Raw genomic sequence first — 14,596 nt, 5'->3', positions numbered from 1 at the left:
CTCAGGCGTGCGGGTTGCCCGTTGCCTTGGCGGGTACGGCATATTGCGGCTTGAGCTTGCCCTCGCTGTCGAGCAGCCAGGCATCGAGAATTTCCCGGACCACAGGCCCCGCGACCCTGCCTCCGGCCTCGCCGTTCTCGATGGTCACCGACACGACGATTTTGGGATGGTCAGCTGGCGCAAAGCCGACGAACAAGGCGTTGTCACGGTTACGCTCGAGAGTCTTGAGACGGTTGTAACGCTCGCCCTGTTTGATCGCGACCACCTGCGCCGTACCGCTTTTACCGGCGATACGGTACTGAGCACCCTTGGCGGCATCCCGCGCAATGCCGCGCGGGTCGTGCATGACCATCTGCATGCCGGTATTGACCTGATTCCATTCGTTGGGGTCGCGCAGCACGATATTCGGCATCGGATGCTCGTCGACGGGTGCCGTATTACCAACCTCCATCGCCAGATGCGGTCGATGCCAGACGCCCTTGCTGGCAATCAGTGAGGTGGCCTGGGCCAACTGCAATGGCGTGACCTGCATGTAGCCCTGGCCGATGCCGAGAATCACCGTTTCACCGGGGAACCATGCCTGTCGACGCGTGGCACGTTTCCATTCGCGTGATGGCATCAGCCCGGCCGATTCCTCGAACATATCCAGCGAGACCTTCTGACCGATGCCGAACATGGTCATGTAGTCATGCAGGCGGTCGATGCCCAGCTTGTGCGCCACAGTGTAGAAGTACGTGTCGTTGGAACGCATGATCGCGGTATCCATGTCCACCCAGCCATCGCCGCTGTGGTTCCAGTTACGGTACTTGTGGTCGAAGTCCGGGAGCTGGAAATAACCGGGGTCGAAGACTTTTGTGGAAGCTGTGACCACGCCGCTGTCGAGACCTGCAATCGCCACTTCCGGTTTTACCGTCGAGCCCGGCGCATACAGGCCACGCAGCACGCGGTTGAACAGCGGCCGGTCGATGGAGTCGCGCAGCGCCGCATATTGCTTGAAGCTGATGCCGGTAACGAACAGATTAGGGTCGAAGCTTGGTTTGCTGACCATCGCCAGCACGTCGCCGGTTTCCGGGTCCAGAGCGACCACCGAGCCGCGTCGATCACCCAGCGCGTTTTCCGCTGCGGCCTGCAAATGCGCGTCCAGCGTTAGGGTGATGTTCTTGCCAGGCACCGGGTCAGTGTGTTTCAGCACGCGCAATACGCGGCCCTGGGCATTGGTTTCGACTTCTTCATAGCCGACGTGGCCGTGCAGCTCGGACTCGTAGAAGCGCTCGACACCGGTCTTGCCGATGGACTGCGTGCCGCGGTACTCGTTGTCGAGGTGGGCCGCTTCCTTTTCATTGATGCGCCCGACATAGCCGATCGAATGAGCGAAATGGGCGCCCAACGGGTAATGGCGAACGAACTGCGCCGCCACATCCACGCCCGGCAGCAGGTACTGATTGACCGCCAGCGTCGCGATCTGCTCTTCGGTCAGTTCATACAGCAGTGTCGCCGGTTCGAACGGGTGACGAACCTGCTTCAGCTCCTTGTCGAACAGGATCCGGTCTTCGTCGGGCAACTCCAGCAGGGTCATCAGCTCATCGATCACCTTGTGCCAGTCGCCAGCGCGTTCACGGGTCAGGGTCAGGTTGAAACTGGGTCGATTGTCGGCAAGCACTTCGCCGTTGCGGTCAAAAATCAAACCGCGCTCGGGCGGGATCGGCAGTACATGCACGCGGTTGTTTTCAGAAATGGTCGAGTGATAATCGAACTCGGTGACTTGCAGGAAGTACATCCGCGCCACCAGGCAGGCAGCCAACAGCCCGACCAGCACAGCGCAGGCAATCAGGCGCTGATTGACCAGCCGCGTTTCTTTTTCGTGGTCTTTCAGGGGAATTGGATTGGGCATTTCTACAGCTTCTCGGTGAAGGGCACACAGCGCAACTGAACGTGTAAACAAAGATTTCGGCGCGCACCATACCAAGAAGCGGCTGATTGCAGGCGATTGAGCGGACTATCGCAGGATGAAAAATCTGTCAGAAAAGACTCATTCAGGCGTGTTCTGCGCTGCATTCGATGCTTCTCGGGCCTGCATGATGCTGGGCAGATTGGTCTCGATCCAGGTGGCGAGCGTCTCGACCTGCAAGGCGACTTCCTCGCCCATCGGGGTCAACCGGTATTGAACATGTGGCGGAACCACCGGGAGCGACTTGCGGCTGACGAAACCATCATGTTCCAGATGCTGGAGGGTTTGCGCGAGCATTTTCTCACTCACGCCGCCAATCTTGCGCCGTATCTCGCTGAAGCGATGCATGCCACTGCGCAGTACGACCAGTACCAGCACGCCCCATCGGCTGCAGACATGGTTGAGCACAACCCGCGAAGGACAGTCTGCGGCCAGTACCCGCCCCTGACGAACAAACGCCAGCATTGATTCGGCGGTTTCAGCGCTTTGCTGTGAAAGGTCTGGCTGCAAAACGCCGGATGAGGCGGCAAATTCATTCATGACACTTACCTTTTTGTACGTACTTACGAAAGGTAAGCATCATGACTATGCTGGCGCTTCATTTCAATCTGATTCAAGGAATCTTTCCATGATCGTTGTCACCGGTGCCACCGGCCAGCTTGGCCGTATCGTTATCGAACAGCTGCTCCGCCGCGTACCCGCTGCGCAGATCGTTGCAGCTGTGCGCAGTCCGGAAAAGGCCGCCGATCTGTCGGCGCGGGGCATTCAGGTTCGTCAGGCCGACTATTCACAGCCCTCGACGCTGGACAGCGCGTTTGCCGGAGCCGACAAAGTGCTGCTGATTTCTTCCAGCGAAATAGGCCAGCGTTTGCCACAACACCAGGCCGTGATTGATGCGGCGAAGCGCGCCGGGGTCAAATTGCTGGCCTATACCAGCGTTCTGCATGCCGATACTTCAGTATTGGGCCTCGCCAAAGAGCACCGTGAAACCGAAGATTACCTGCGCGCCAGTGGCGTGCCGTTCGCCTTGCTGCGCAATGGCTGGTACACCGAAAACTACACGGCAGGCATTCCGGGTGCACTGGCACATGGCGCAGTGATGGGCAGTGCAGATCAGGGCCATATCAGTTCTGCTTCGCGTCTGGACTACGCAGAAGCGGCCGCGGTCCTGCTGACCTCTGAACAGGAACAGGCCGGCAAGGTGTACGAACTGGCTGGCGACGAGCCTTACACTCTGGCGGAATTCGCGGCGCTGTTAACGACACAGAGCGGCAAGGCGCTGTCTTACGTCAACCTCCCGCAAGCCGAGTTCGAAGCCGCACTGATCGAGGCGGGTCTGCCTGATTTTGTTGCGCAGTTGCTGGCAGATTCCGATGCAGCCGCAGCCAAGGGTGCGTTGTTCGATGACAGTCGCCAGTTGAGCGAGCTGATCGGCCGCCCGACTACCCCGCTCTCTGCAACCATTGCCGAGGCACTGATAAGGCTGAAAACGGCAAACCCGATCGAATGATTTGCAGCCATGAAGGTCCCATTTATTACGAGGCATTAAGCCATCGCCTGATACCAAAGACCGGGAGTCTTCACATGAATCGCAAATCGTTGATCGCCTGCATGACCTTGCTTGGCTGTTTTTCCGCCGTCACTCTGCCCGCTCACGCCGCAGAGACGGCGGACCCGAAAGTCACCGAATCGAAGGACAACGTCCATGAACTGGAATTGGGCTCCCGCGTGCCGGAAAAATATCGCCGCAGCGATCTGGAAGTGAAGGACTGGAAGAGCAAAGGCCTGGAAGCGCCTGCCAAGGAAAGCGAATGGGTAAAAATCAACGATAAATACGTGCGATTCCAGAAAGTCAACGGCAACATCATGGATATCGTGCCGGTCAAGAAGTAAGCGCTACCCTCCTTGTTGCTCGCGCCCTGCGCGAGCAAGCTCAAGTGACGCAGGCTTGAAGGCGAGCATGCCAGCACAGACTCTGATTCGATATATACCCTCTGTCCAAACGCCTTCATCAATATGAGCAGCCTCATGAAACCCTTCTTTAATACGCGCTAATGCCCGGATCAAGGGAGTAACGGCGGCCTACAGTGTGCGAAATGAATTACCCGCAATCGGCTTTTGCCGGAGCGCCCTATGCTGTACATGACCAAAACCATTGCTTTTTTGTCCGCTTGGCTTACAAATGCATTGTCATCTGCATGTAATCATCACTGCCACCCTCTCTGTGAGTCCGCTCCATGTCCAGAACCCTCGCCATTGCCTTTGCCTGCCTGCTTTCATCAACTGCCCACGCGGCCTGCCCTGCTGCGAACCCGACGGATACCGCGCGCTGGATTTATGACAAGCACCAGGATTTCTACCTGAACGGCAAAGGTGGCGCTGACTATCTGTCCAAACCCCTGTTGAGCTTGCTCAAGAAGGACTGGGCGTGCCAGAACGGCGATCAGTGCGCAGTCAGTGCCAACCCGTGGACCGATGCGCAGGACGGTGACGTGCAGAAGCCCATCGACTGGAAGCTGGTGTCCAACTCCGATAAACAGGCTGTCGTCGAGATGACCTACAACCTGGGTTACAAGGATGCCCCTCAGCAGCCGGTCACCAGCCAGACCACTCGCCTGCTGCTGGCCAAAAACGCCAATGGCTGCTGGGTGCTGGACAACCTTCAGGGACCACAGGGCGTCGCGTTGATGCAGACGCTGGAAGAATTTCCCTACGAAGGTGATTGATCGGCCTTGAAACAGTCCGTCATTCTCGGTATCACAGGCACTTGAACCTTACGAGCGAGCATCATGAATACCTTTGAGCAATCGATTATTGAGGCTGCGCAGGCCGCCACGCCCAATAACACCGATGCCGAGCGCGAAGCTGCCAGAGTTGCCGCCACACAGGCCGTGGCCGAAATCATGTCCAGCCGCAGCGGACTCGACCGCACGCTGGCGTTGGCCGAGTTACTGGATTCTTACTCGGAACATGATGAGCAGGAGGACGATTAGGCGGGTCGACACAGCGCAAAACTTTATCGGCGTCTTTATTTACCTGCGGCATTAAAGAAAGCTAATCTAGCCGCCGATAACTCGATTGGGTGGACTCATGATAGCCACCCATTCATTTAGTGCGCTCGGATGCGACCTATAAGGGGAGCCATCCGTGCAAGTCGAACAGTTGAAAGACATCCAGGCCTACGTCAGGCGCACCGCCGACGACCTTGAGCGTGTCTCGGCCAACATGGCCGGGCACCTCCTGTACCTTGAACGCACCTCTCGCCCGCACGAAGCGCAAGAAGTCAGCGAGCGGATCATCGGTTTGCGTGCATCGGTAGACGGCCTTCGCGGCGTGTTCGGTAACTGACCTTCTAGTTGTCCCCGGCGTGCGACAACGGCCTGGCTACCTCTTCCAGAGATTTGCGCTCGGCAGCCGCACCCCATATCGACTGCACCAACGCCGCCAGCAACATCAAGCCCGCCCCGATCAGATAGCCGATCAGCACATTGCTGCGTTCACCCGTTTCGATCAGTTCACCGAACAGAGTCGGACCGATCATTCCGCCCAGTCCTGTGCCGAAGGCGTAGAACACCGCAATCGCCAACGCGCGGATTTCCAGCGGAAAGGTTTCGGCCACAGTCAGGTAGGCCGAGCTGGCCGCTGCCGAAGCAAAGAAGAAAATCACCATCCAGGCAATGGCTTGCTGCGTCACGTCCAGCAAACCTTGCTGGAACAGATAACCACTGATCGCCAACAGCACGCCAGACACGCCATAGGTCGTGCTGATCATCACCCGCCGCCCGATCACGTCGAACAGCCTTCCCAGCAGCAATGGACCGCAGAAGTTGCCCAGCGCCAATGGCAACACATACCAGCCAACGCGCTCGGCTGGCACGCCGTAGAAATCGGTCAGTACCAGCGCGTAGGTAAAAAAGATCGCATTGTAGAAAAACGCCTGCGCCGTCAACAGTGTGAGGCCTACCAGCGAACGCTGGCGAAACGTCACCAGCAACGTTCTGGCAACCTCACCCAACGGCGTATGGTCGCGCACATGCAGGCGTAACGGTTTGCCCTCTACTGGACGCAATACATGGCCTTGGCGGCGAAAATCCGCCTCTATCTGCTCGACGATCTTCGTGGCTTGCGCGGCCTGGCCGTGGATCAGCAACCAACGCGGGCTTTCCGGTAGCCACAGGCGCATCAAGAGCACCAGCAGGCCCAGTACCGCGCCGATTCCGAAACACAGCCGCCAACCCAGCTCGGCGCCGACCCATTGCGGGTCGAGCAATACAATCGAGCCAATCGCGCCGAGAGCAGCGCCCAGCCAGAACGTGCCGTTGATAGTCAGATCCACCCAGCCGCGGTAACGGGCCGGGGTGAACTCCTGAATGGTCGAATTGATTGCCGTGTACTCGCCTCCGATGCCCATACCGGTCAGAAAGCGGAACAGCATGAAGCTCCAGACACTGAATGAAAACGCGGTCGCGGCGGTCGCCCCGACGTAAAGCAGCAAGGTGATGAAGAACAGCTTGCGGCGTCCGAGGCGGTCTGCCAGCCAGCCAAACAACAACGCGCCCAGCACGGCCCCGGCGATATACGCAGCACCTGCCAGGCCAATGTCGCTGTTGGTCAGGTTGAGCGCCGGGCTGGCTTTCAAAGCGCCCGCCACCGAGCCTGCAAGGGTCACTTCCAGGCCGTCAAGCAGCCAGGTGACACCCAGCGCTACCACCAGCAGGGTATGGAACCGTCCCCAGGGCAGGCGGTCCAGACGTGCCGGCAAGTCGGTCTCGAACACTGCGCCCTTTTCACTCGTTGTGCTCATGACCGGCTACCTGACAGCTGACGTTGGTGTCAGGGTTGAGAGTCGCTTCCGACGACCAAGTTCAGCTGACCCAGAACCACAGCAGCGTCAGATTGGCCGCCGAGATCAAACCGAACAGTGCCCAGGCGGCAGTCTGGACCAACCGGCTGTTGACGAACGGCCCCATCAATTGCGGATCACTGGTGAAGCGAATCAGCGGCCAGAGCGCAAAAGGCAATTGCAGGCTCAATACGACCTGGCTGAGCACCAGCATCTTGCCCACCGAACTGTCGCCCAGCCAGACCACACCGATCAGCGCCGGAATCAGGGCCAGCACCCGGGTGATCAGGCGTCGTTGCCAGCAGGGAATTTTTGCCTGGAGGAAACCTTCGAGCACCACCTGCCCGGCGATGGTCCCGGTAAATGTCGAGCTCTGCCCCGCCGCCAGCAAGGCGATGCCGAACAGTACGCTGGCAATGGCACCGCCCACCAGCGGATCGAGCAGGTGATAGGCGTCCTGAATCTCGACCACTTCGGTATGCCCGGTCTTGTGAAACGCGGCAGCGGCAAGGATCAGAATCGCTGCATTGATCAGCAGCGCAAGGCTCAGCGAACCGATGGTGTCCAGTCGTGCGTAGCGAATGGCGCTGGCTTTGCTGGCCTGGTCCGAACCATTGACTCGGGTCTGCACCACCGACGAATGCAGATAGAGGTTATGCGGCATGACGGTGGCACCCAGAATACCGATGGCAATGTACAACGGCTCCTGGCTGCTCAGCACATCCCAACTCGGTTGCAGCCCCGCGACGACATCCGGCCAGAATGGCTTAATCAGAAACAACTCGACGGCGAAACAGCTGGCAATGGTTGCTATCAAGCCCAGCACGATAGCTTCCAGGCGCCGAAAATTGGCACCCTGCAAGGCCAGCACGATCAAGGTATCGAAGGCCGTCAGTGCCACACCGGTGGTGATGGAAACCCCCAGCAGAAGATGAAACGCCAATGCTGCCCCCAGCACCTCTGCCAGATCGGTGGCAATGATCGACAGCTCTGCAAGCAGCCACTGACCTTTGGCAACGTTACGGCTGTAGCGGGCGGCAGACAACTGTGCCAGATCGCGTCCGGTGGCAATGCCCAGACGTGAGCAGAGGTTTTGCAAGACCATTCCCGACAGGCTGGCCAACACCACCACAAACAACAGTGAGTAGCCGAAACGCGACCCGGCCTCAATAGCCGTCGCCCAGTTGCCAGGGTCCATGTAGCCAATGGAAACCAGCAGGCCAGGCCCCACGAACAGCATCATCTTGCGTAGCAAGGACGCATTCGGCGGAATGGTCACACTGTCGTTAGTCGCCGAGGGGCAGAAAGGAGCTGTTGCAGTGGTGGGCAGTTTGTACGTCACGGGAAACCGGCATGCAGAAGACGAAGACCGTCATCCTAAGGTTTTGCGACACATGTTGATACATCCTTGCTGGGTTCGTGCTCCCTGTTTCGCACACGTGCAACCACTCGCAGCTCACGCTGCTTTGTAGGTCACTGACCATATAAATGGCGTAAAGGCATAGCCACACGGGATAAACCCTCAAAAACCCTTCCAGCTAAACAATTATTCATCTTTTAAATAGAATTTTCTGCATTAAAAGGCCAATGATTACAAATTGTAAAGAGTACCATTCAAGGCTTACAAGAACTCAGGATGGCCATCGATGAACTCATCACCTCAGTCAGGAGCACCCGCGTCCCATCAGCTGCGGGCAGCGTATATTTCGGCGCGTATTGATCGACTACCTGCGGTTGCCACTATCTGGAAACTGGTCGCCCTGCTGTCCATCGCCGGTTTTTTCGAGCTTTACGACCTGTTCCAGACGGCTTACATCAGCCCCGGCCTGATCCGCGACGGAATCTTTGCCACCGGCAGTCAGGGTCTGTTCGGCTTTTCCGATCAGGCGGCTTTCGCCTCGGCAACCTTTCTCGGCCTGTTTTTCGGTGCCAGCCTGATCAGTCCGATTGCTGATCGCTACGGTCGCCGCGCAATCTTTACCTTCGCCCTGATCTGGTACACCGTTGCCACAGTAATCATGGGCTTGCAGAGCTCTGCTCTCGGCGTCATAGGCATGCGCTTTGTGGTAGGTATCGGCCTGGGCGTCGAGCTGGTCACCATCGACACCTACCTGTCGGAGCTGGTGCCCAAACGCATACGCAGTTCGGCATTTGCCTTTGCTTTTTTCATCCAGTTTCTATCAGTCCCCAGCGTAGCGCTGATGTCGTGGTGGCTGGTGCCACAGGCTCCCTTCGGTTTTTCCGGCTGGCGCTGGGTGGTGATCGGCAGCGCCGTGTTTGCGCTGTTTGTCTGGTGGCTGCGTTCCGCGTTGCCGGAATCACCGCGCTGGCTGGCACAGCAGGGCCGCTTCGACGAAGCCGAACACATCATGGACGGAATTGAAGCACGCTGTATCAAAGACCAGGGCAAGCCGCTGGATGAACCTGAGCCGGAGAAGGTTGCACTGTCGGGCATCGGCCGCTTTGCCGATATGTGGCAACCACCTTATCGCCGCCGTGCATTGATGCTGATCTTATTTCACGTCTTTCAGGCGATTGGCTTTTTCGGCTTCGGCAACTGGCTGCCCGCCCTGCTCTCCGGCCAGGGCCTGAGCGTCACGCACAGCCTGGGCTACGCGTTTGTAATCACACTGGCGTACCCGCTCGGCCCATTGTTATTCGTGAAGTTTGCCAACCGGTTCGAGAACAAATGGCAAATCGTCGGCTCGGCGTTGGGCGCGATGATCTTTGGCAGTCTGTTTGCCTTCCAGACCAGCGCAGCAGGCCTGATTTTCTGCGGCATCATGATCACATTCTGCAATGCGTGGCTTAGCTTCAGTTACCACTCCTATCAGGGCGAGTTGTTCCCAACCAATATCCGCGCTCGCGCCGTAGGCTTCTGTTACTCATTCAGCCGCCTTTCAACGGTGTTCAGCAGCCTGCTGATCGGGATTTTTCTCGATCACTTCGGCACGCCGGGCGTGCTGGCGTTCATCGTTGGCAGCATGTTGATTGTGATCGTCACCATTGGCCGGTTCGGACCGCGCACGCGTAACCTGGCGCTGGAGCAGATCGCACACCGTTGAAGGCACGCGAGTGGAGTGTGCTCAGGCCTGAGCCCACTCCACATTGGTCACACCAAAATGTTCTGCGTAGGGTTTGGACACTTTGGCAACTTTCTCCAATCGGTACTTGGGTATACGCGCAAGGCCAGCGTCGACACTTGCGTAATGCCAGGCTTCAGCGTTGTCCATGTTCTCGGTGCGTATATAAAAACTCTTGAACGAACCATTCAACAGATAATCAATGCGGTAGTGCTTTGGAAGTGCCATTGAAAGCCTGATCCTTTTTCAGCAGTGGCTTGAAGTATAGGTGACTCCATTCACTGCACAGAAATTCATTCTTTTTTACTGCCGGCGACCAACGAACACGGTGAGCCAACGGTATCAACGAATCCCCAGCCGCCTGGCGAGTCGATTGAGATTAGCCCTGTCCACCGACAACTCGCGCGCCACTCGGGCCCATCGGCCTTGATGGCGCTCAAGCGAATCAACAATCAAGGCACGCTGAAAAGCATCTACCGACGCCTTGAGCCCTGCCCCCTGTTCGGCTTCTGCAGGGGCTATCCCGGTCGTGAATTGCACTGTCGTCGCTGCCGGGCCGTCGAGCCCCAGTGCTGCGCCTTCGACGGTGAGGATGCGTGGTTTTTGCGGACTGGCAGACAGCGCCTTGAGCACCGCCCGGCTGATCAGGTGTTCCAGTTCACGAACGTTGCCCGGCCAGTGGTGGGCGAGCAGCAGTCGTTGCGCTTCAGCGTTCAGGCGCAATCCGCGCAGCCCCATACGAACGCGGTTCTGCTCGAGAAAGTACCCGGCCAGCAGCAACACATCGCGCCCGCGCTCGCGCAAGGCGGGTACGTGCAGCGGGTAAACGCTCAACCGATGATAGAGATCCGCACGAAACCGGCCAGACCGCACTTCCTCGGCCAGGTCACGATTGGTGGCTGCGATGATGCGCACATCCACATGATGCTCCTGATCCGAGCCGACTCGTTGCAACTGGCCGCTTTGCAGCACTCGCAACAGCTTGGACTGCACCGGCAATGGCAGTTCACCCACCTCATCAAGGAACAGCGTGCCGCCATGCGCCAGTTCGAACTTGCCGCTACGCCCGTTGACCGCTCCGGAAAAGGCGCCTTTGACATGCCCGAACAACTCGCTCTCGACCAGCATTTCAGGCAGCGCCGCACAGTTGATGCTGATCAGCGGCTTGTGCGCCCGTGGCGAATGCAGATGGATCGACTCGGCCACCAGTTCCTTGCCGACGCCGGTTTCGCCATTGATCAATACCGTCAGCGGACTGTTGCCGACCAATAAAATCTCCTGCTGCATACACTGATGCACGGTGCTCTGACCGATCAGCTCGCGCGGTGCCTGCCCGCCTGCAGCCCGCTTGTAGACCTCCGCCAGCTGTCGCTGATCTTCAACGTTTCGCGCCAGCTGATTGATGCGCTCGCCCGCCATGACCGTAGCCGACGCAAGGCTGGCGAAGGCCTGGAGATTATCCGCGTCGACACTGCCGAAGCGCGCAGGGTCCAGCGAATCCAGGGTGATCAGTCCCCATGACCGACCCTGAACAGACAGGACGCAGCCCACACAATCATGCACTTCCAGCGCGCCGTGACCGTCGACCAGACCGTCGTAGGGGTCAGGCAGGTCGCAATCGGCAGAAAACCTCACTGGCCCGTCGCTGGCGAGCAGCGCCTTGAAGCGCGGATGCTCGCTGACCCGAAAGCGACGCCCGAGCGTATCCAGACTGAGCCCGTCGACCGCCAGCGGAACCAGCACATCACCATCAAGCCTGAGCAGTGCCGCAGCGTCACAGGGCAACCAGTGGCGCAGCGAGCGCAGCAGGCGTCGATAACGCTCTTCGTCCGGCAATTCTCTGGACAGATCGGCCACCAACGGTATCAGCTCACGCAACAGGAGATGGGTCATCAAGACTCCGGCAGACGGTCAGAAAAACGTCATTATGACTCGCCAGGTCGAAGGATTGTCGGGGATCGTTTTATCGTGCGCTCACTTACAGAAGCACCTGTCCCGGTATTCCCGTGAGGCCTGATTGCAAGGCAGATGACCCGAGCATGGACGAACGCCTCGACGTTCATCCATGACCCACTCATACAGCCCTTCAAGGCTGCCAGAGCGCCTGCCCGCCACCCAGTTTGCGGTCCAGAAAACTGGCAGCACTGATCAGCGCAAGGTGACTCAATGCCTGCGGAGTGTTGCCGAGATGGCGCGCATGCCCATCGAACTCCTCGGCATATAAACCCAGCGGATTGGCGTAACGCAGCAATTGTTCGAACTCCAGATGTGCCTGCTCGACCCGACCGGCACGGGCCAGGCATTCGACGTACCAGAACGAACAGGCCACGAACGCGCCCTCTTCACCCGCCAGACCGTCATCGTGATCATCATCGTTGCGATATCGGAACACCATTCCGTCTCGCACCAGCGCGGCCTCGATGGCGTCCAGCGTTGCCAGCCACTTGGGGTCATTGGCGCCGACAAAACGCACCAATGGCATCAGCAACATCGAAGCGTCCAGATTGCGACTGCCCTTGTGCTGTACAAAATGGCCCAATTCCTCGTTCCAGAAGTTCTTCCAGATATCGTTGTGGATCTCTTCACGCACTTTGGTCCAGCGCTCGAACGGCCCTGACAGTGAACGCTTGAACGCCAGGCGCAGCGCCCGATCAAGCGCCACCCAGCACATCAATCGCGAATGCAGAAAATGCTGATCGCCGCCGCGCATTTCCCAGATGCCGACATCGCGATCGCTCCAGTGCTCACATACGTAATCGACCTGACGCACGACATGTTGCCAGCCATCATGAGAGATAGCGTCACCGTACTTGTTGGCCAGGTACACGGCGTCCATCAGTTCGCCGTAGATATCCAGCTGAACCTGCTTGTAGGCCTCATTGCCGATGCGGACCGGCTGCGCCCCGCCATAACCGGACAAATGATCGAGGTTGTCTTCGGGCAATTCTGCGTGCCCATCAAGGGCATAGAGAATGCCGAGTTTCTCGGTCTGCTCACAGCAGTCGTCCAGTCGCCCGCGTACCCACCCCATGAACGCATTCGCCTCATCGGCGTAACCCAGGCGCATGAAGGCATACACGGTGAATGAAGCGTCGCGGATCCAGGTGTAGCGGTAGTCCCAGTTACGCTCGCCGCCTTCGGTTTCCGGAAGACCGAACGTCGCGGCTGCGACAATGCCACCGTGCTTGCGCGAGGTCAGCAGTTTGAGTGCCAGCGCCGAGCGCGTGACCATTTCACGCCAGCGACCCTTGTACTGCGACTGCCCGGCCCAGCGCCGCCAGAATTTGAGAGTGTCATCGAAATAGCGTGAGCACTTGCCCGCAGCCACATTCGGGTCGTCGATTCCGCCAAGGATGAACTCGATGGTCTGGCCTTTTTGCATGTGAAACTCAGCCACTGCATCCTGCTGCACAAGGTGCAGCGGCGTCGCAGCCGACAAACGCATGCCCGGCTGTCCATCGGCCTCGAAACAGATATCCTGACCGTCCATACGCGCGGTGGTTTCGGCACGGCTGTAGTCCATGCGCACCCGGCAACGCATGCGAATCGTGGCTTCGCCAAAGCGCACCTGGACCCGGCGCACGATGCGCGGCAGATCAGCCTGATCTTCGCCAATCGGCATCAGGTCGGTGACTTCCACCACCGCGTCCTCGGAAATCCAGCGGGTTTGCAGGACGTTGGTGTCCGGCAGGTAGATCTGCAGCCTTCGGGCGTCAGGCAGATCGGGAGCCAACTGAAAGATCCCGGCATCGGGGGTGTCCAGCAGCGCGGTAAAAATCGACGGACTGTCGAAATCGGGCCAGCAGCAGAAATCGATACTGCCTGTGTCGGCGATCAGGGCGGCACTTCGCATGTCACCAATGATGCCGTGGTTCTCGATACGGTTTTGCGCTTCTTCGGGAAAGTCAGCCATTGCCACGGAACTCCGGATAAAGGGTCATGCCGCCGTCAATGAACAGCGTGGTGCCATGCACATAATCCGAAGCGTCTGAGGCCAGCCAGAGCACCGCATTGGCGACGTCTTCCGGCTCACCGATACGGCCATAAGGGATCAGCTTGAGCATTTCCTTCTCGGCATCGCCCTTGCGCGCATCGGCATTGATCGGCGTGCGAATGGCACCCGGTGCAACGCTGTTGACGCGAATCTTCAGCTCGCCGACTTCCTGGGCAATACTGCGCATCAACAGATCGACACCGCCTTTGGACGCGGCGTAATTGACGTGCCCGGCCCACGGGATCAACTGGTGTACCGAGCTCATATGGATAATCTTGCCCATCGCCCGCGATACACCGGGGCGCATGCCCTGCTTGATGAACTGGCGCAAAGCGGCACGGGCGCAGAGAAACTGCCCGGTCAGATTGACATTGATGACTGTGTTCCAGTCTTCCAGACTCATGTCGACAATGGCCGCGTCTTTCTGCAGCCCGGAGTTGGCGACCAGAATGTCCAGTGCGCCGAAGTGCTCGATCGTTTGTGCAAACAGCCGCTCGACGTCCTCTTCGCTGGACACATCGGCACCTACAGCCAGCGCCTGACCGCCAGCAGCGCGAATGTCCTCGGCCAGCTTTTCGGCAGGTTCAGCCTTGGAGTTGTAGTTGATCACCACTGCGGCACCGGCATCTGCCAGCGCTCGCGCAGCACCTGCGCCCAGACCGGAACTGGCTCCGGTGACGATTGCGACTTGTTGCTTGAGTGAGATGTGCATCGATTTCAGCCTCGGA

14 protein-coding genes are annotated in these 14,596 nt (G+C 58.6%); 6 read left to right on the top strand and 8 right to left on the bottom strand.

All coding sequences use genetic code 11. The features are described from left to right. Position 1 precedes the first annotated feature (1 nt). Entirely contained in the window at positions 2-1,891 is a 1,890-nt protein-coding gene (mrdA, locus tag ALO80_RS17375; protein WP_054985069.1) for a penicillin-binding protein 2, read from the bottom strand. A 138-nt stretch (positions 1,892-2,029) separates the two neighbouring features. After that, the gene (locus ALO80_RS17370; RefSeq protein ID WP_055009891.1) at positions 2,030-2,488 is read right to left on the bottom strand and encodes a winged helix-turn-helix transcriptional regulator; all 459 of its coding nucleotides are present in this window, start codon (positions 2,486-2,488) and stop codon (positions 2,030-2,032) included. Between the two features lie 88 nt (positions 2,489-2,576). Between ALO80_RS17370 and ALO80_RS17365 the strand changes: the two genes are divergently transcribed. From ALO80_RS17365 to ALO80_RS17345, 5 genes are all read left to right on the top strand, one after another. Next, positions 2,577-3,458, top strand: coding sequence for an SDR family oxidoreductase (locus tag ALO80_RS17365; protein ID WP_055009890.1), 882 nt, complete (start codon positions 2,577-2,579; stop codon positions 3,456-3,458). Between the two features lie 74 nt (positions 3,459-3,532). Next, positions 3,533-3,841 carry an RcnB family protein gene (locus tag ALO80_RS17360; RefSeq protein ID WP_054985066.1) on the top strand — a complete coding sequence of 103 codons (309 nt, stop codon included), beginning with the start codon at positions 3,533-3,535 and terminating at the stop codon, positions 3,839-3,841. Between the two features lie 344 nt (positions 3,842-4,185). Beyond that, positions 4,186-4,674, top strand: a complete 489-nt coding sequence (locus ALO80_RS17355) for a DUF3828 domain-containing protein (RefSeq protein ID WP_055009889.1) — start codon at positions 4,186-4,188, stop codon at positions 4,672-4,674. Between the two features lie 63 nt (positions 4,675-4,737). Beyond that, entirely contained in the window at positions 4,738-4,941 is a 204-nt protein-coding gene (locus ALO80_RS17350) for a hypothetical protein (RefSeq protein WP_054985064.1), read from the top strand. Between the two features lie 154 nt (positions 4,942-5,095). Next, positions 5,096-5,296 (top strand): hypothetical protein, encoded by a 201-nt coding sequence (locus ALO80_RS17345; protein ID WP_055009888.1) that lies wholly within the window; start codon positions 5,096-5,098, stop codon positions 5,294-5,296. Positions 5,297-5,300: 4 nt separating this feature from the next. Here the strand turns inward: ALO80_RS17345 and ALO80_RS17340 are convergent, their stop codons facing one another. Both ALO80_RS17340 and ALO80_RS17335 read right to left on the bottom strand, forming a co-directional pair. Beyond that, on the bottom strand, positions 5,301-6,752 hold the full coding sequence (locus tag ALO80_RS17340; protein WP_055009887.1) for an MFS transporter: 1,452 nt from the start codon (positions 6,750-6,752) through the stop codon (positions 5,301-5,303). Between the two features lie 61 nt (positions 6,753-6,813). Beyond that, positions 6,814-8,121: an Nramp family divalent metal transporter gene (locus ALO80_RS17335; protein ID WP_162491686.1), complete on the bottom strand. Its 1,308-nt coding sequence runs from the start codon at positions 8,119-8,121 to the stop codon at positions 6,814-6,816. 316 nt (positions 8,122-8,437) lie between these two features. Between ALO80_RS17335 and ALO80_RS17330 the strand changes: the two genes are divergently transcribed. After that, positions 8,438-9,856 carry an MFS transporter gene (locus ALO80_RS17330; protein ID WP_055009885.1) on the top strand — a complete coding sequence of 473 codons (1,419 nt, stop codon included), beginning with the start codon at positions 8,438-8,440 and terminating at the stop codon, positions 9,854-9,856. A 21-nt stretch (positions 9,857-9,877) separates the two neighbouring features. Here the strand turns inward: ALO80_RS17330 and ALO80_RS17325 are convergent, their stop codons facing one another. The 4 genes from ALO80_RS17325 to ALO80_RS17310 form a co-directional block, all read right to left on the bottom strand. After that, the gene (locus ALO80_RS17325) at positions 9,878-10,102 is read right to left on the bottom strand and encodes a DUF6555 family protein (protein WP_054985059.1); all 225 of its coding nucleotides are present in this window, start codon (positions 10,100-10,102) and stop codon (positions 9,878-9,880) included. A 114-nt stretch (positions 10,103-10,216) separates the two neighbouring features. Next, on the bottom strand, positions 10,217-11,767 hold the full coding sequence (norR, locus tag ALO80_RS17320; RefSeq protein ID WP_055009884.1) for a nitric oxide reductase transcriptional regulator NorR: 1,551 nt from the start codon (positions 11,765-11,767) through the stop codon (positions 10,217-10,219). Between the two features lie 193 nt (positions 11,768-11,960). After that, a complete protein-coding gene (locus ALO80_RS17315; protein ID WP_055009883.1) occupies positions 11,961-13,787 on the bottom strand; it encodes a glycoside hydrolase family 15 protein in 1,827 nt (608 codons plus the stop codon). Next, positions 13,780-14,580, bottom strand: a complete 801-nt coding sequence (locus ALO80_RS17310) for an SDR family oxidoreductase (protein WP_055009882.1) — start codon at positions 14,578-14,580, stop codon at positions 13,780-13,782. The genes ALO80_RS17315 and ALO80_RS17310 overlap by 8 nt, the downstream gene beginning before the upstream one ends. Between the last annotated feature and the right edge of the window lie 16 nt (positions 14,581-14,596).

It is taken from the genome of Pseudomonas caricapapayae (genome assembly GCF_001400735.1).
GTDB lineage: Bacteria > Pseudomonadota > Gammaproteobacteria > Pseudomonadales > Pseudomonadaceae > Aquipseudomonas > Aquipseudomonas caricapapayae.
Note: the sequence above shows the minus strand (reverse complement) of the source record. Positions and strands in the feature narration are given on the sequence as shown.

Coding starts and splice junctions, on each gene's coding strand:
- mrdA (WP_054985069.1), bottom strand. CDS start 1,891: ATGCCCAATCCAATTCCCCTGAAAGACCACGAAAAAGAAACGCGGCTG.
- ALO80_RS17370 (WP_055009891.1), bottom strand. CDS start 2,488: ATGAATGAATTTGCCGCCTCATCCGGCGTTTTGCAGCCAGACCTTTCA.
- ALO80_RS17365 (WP_055009890.1), top strand. CDS start 2,577: ATGATCGTTGTCACCGGTGCCACCGGCCAGCTTGGCCGTATCGTTATC.
- ALO80_RS17360 (WP_054985066.1), top strand. CDS start 3,533: ATGAATCGCAAATCGTTGATCGCCTGCATGACCTTGCTTGGCTGTTTT.
- ALO80_RS17355 (WP_055009889.1), top strand. CDS start 4,186: ATGTCCAGAACCCTCGCCATTGCCTTTGCCTGCCTGCTTTCATCAACT.
- ALO80_RS17350 (WP_054985064.1), top strand. CDS start 4,738: ATGAATACCTTTGAGCAATCGATTATTGAGGCTGCGCAGGCCGCCACG.
- ALO80_RS17340 (WP_055009887.1), bottom strand. CDS start 6,752: ATGAGCACAACGAGTGAAAAGGGCGCAGTGTTCGAGACCGACTTGCCG.
- ALO80_RS17330 (WP_055009885.1), top strand. CDS start 8,438: ATGAACTCATCACCTCAGTCAGGAGCACCCGCGTCCCATCAGCTGCGG.
- ALO80_RS17325 (WP_054985059.1), bottom strand. CDS start 10,102: ATGGCACTTCCAAAGCACTACCGCATTGATTATCTGTTGAATGGTTCG.
- norR (WP_055009884.1), bottom strand. CDS start 11,767: ATGACCCATCTCCTGTTGCGTGAGCTGATACCGTTGGTGGCCGATCTG.
- ALO80_RS17315 (WP_055009883.1), bottom strand. CDS start 13,787: ATGGCTGACTTTCCCGAAGAAGCGCAAAACCGTATCGAGAACCACGGC.
- ALO80_RS17310 (WP_055009882.1), bottom strand. CDS start 14,580: ATGCACATCTCACTCAAGCAACAAGTCGCAATCGTCACCGGAGCCAGT.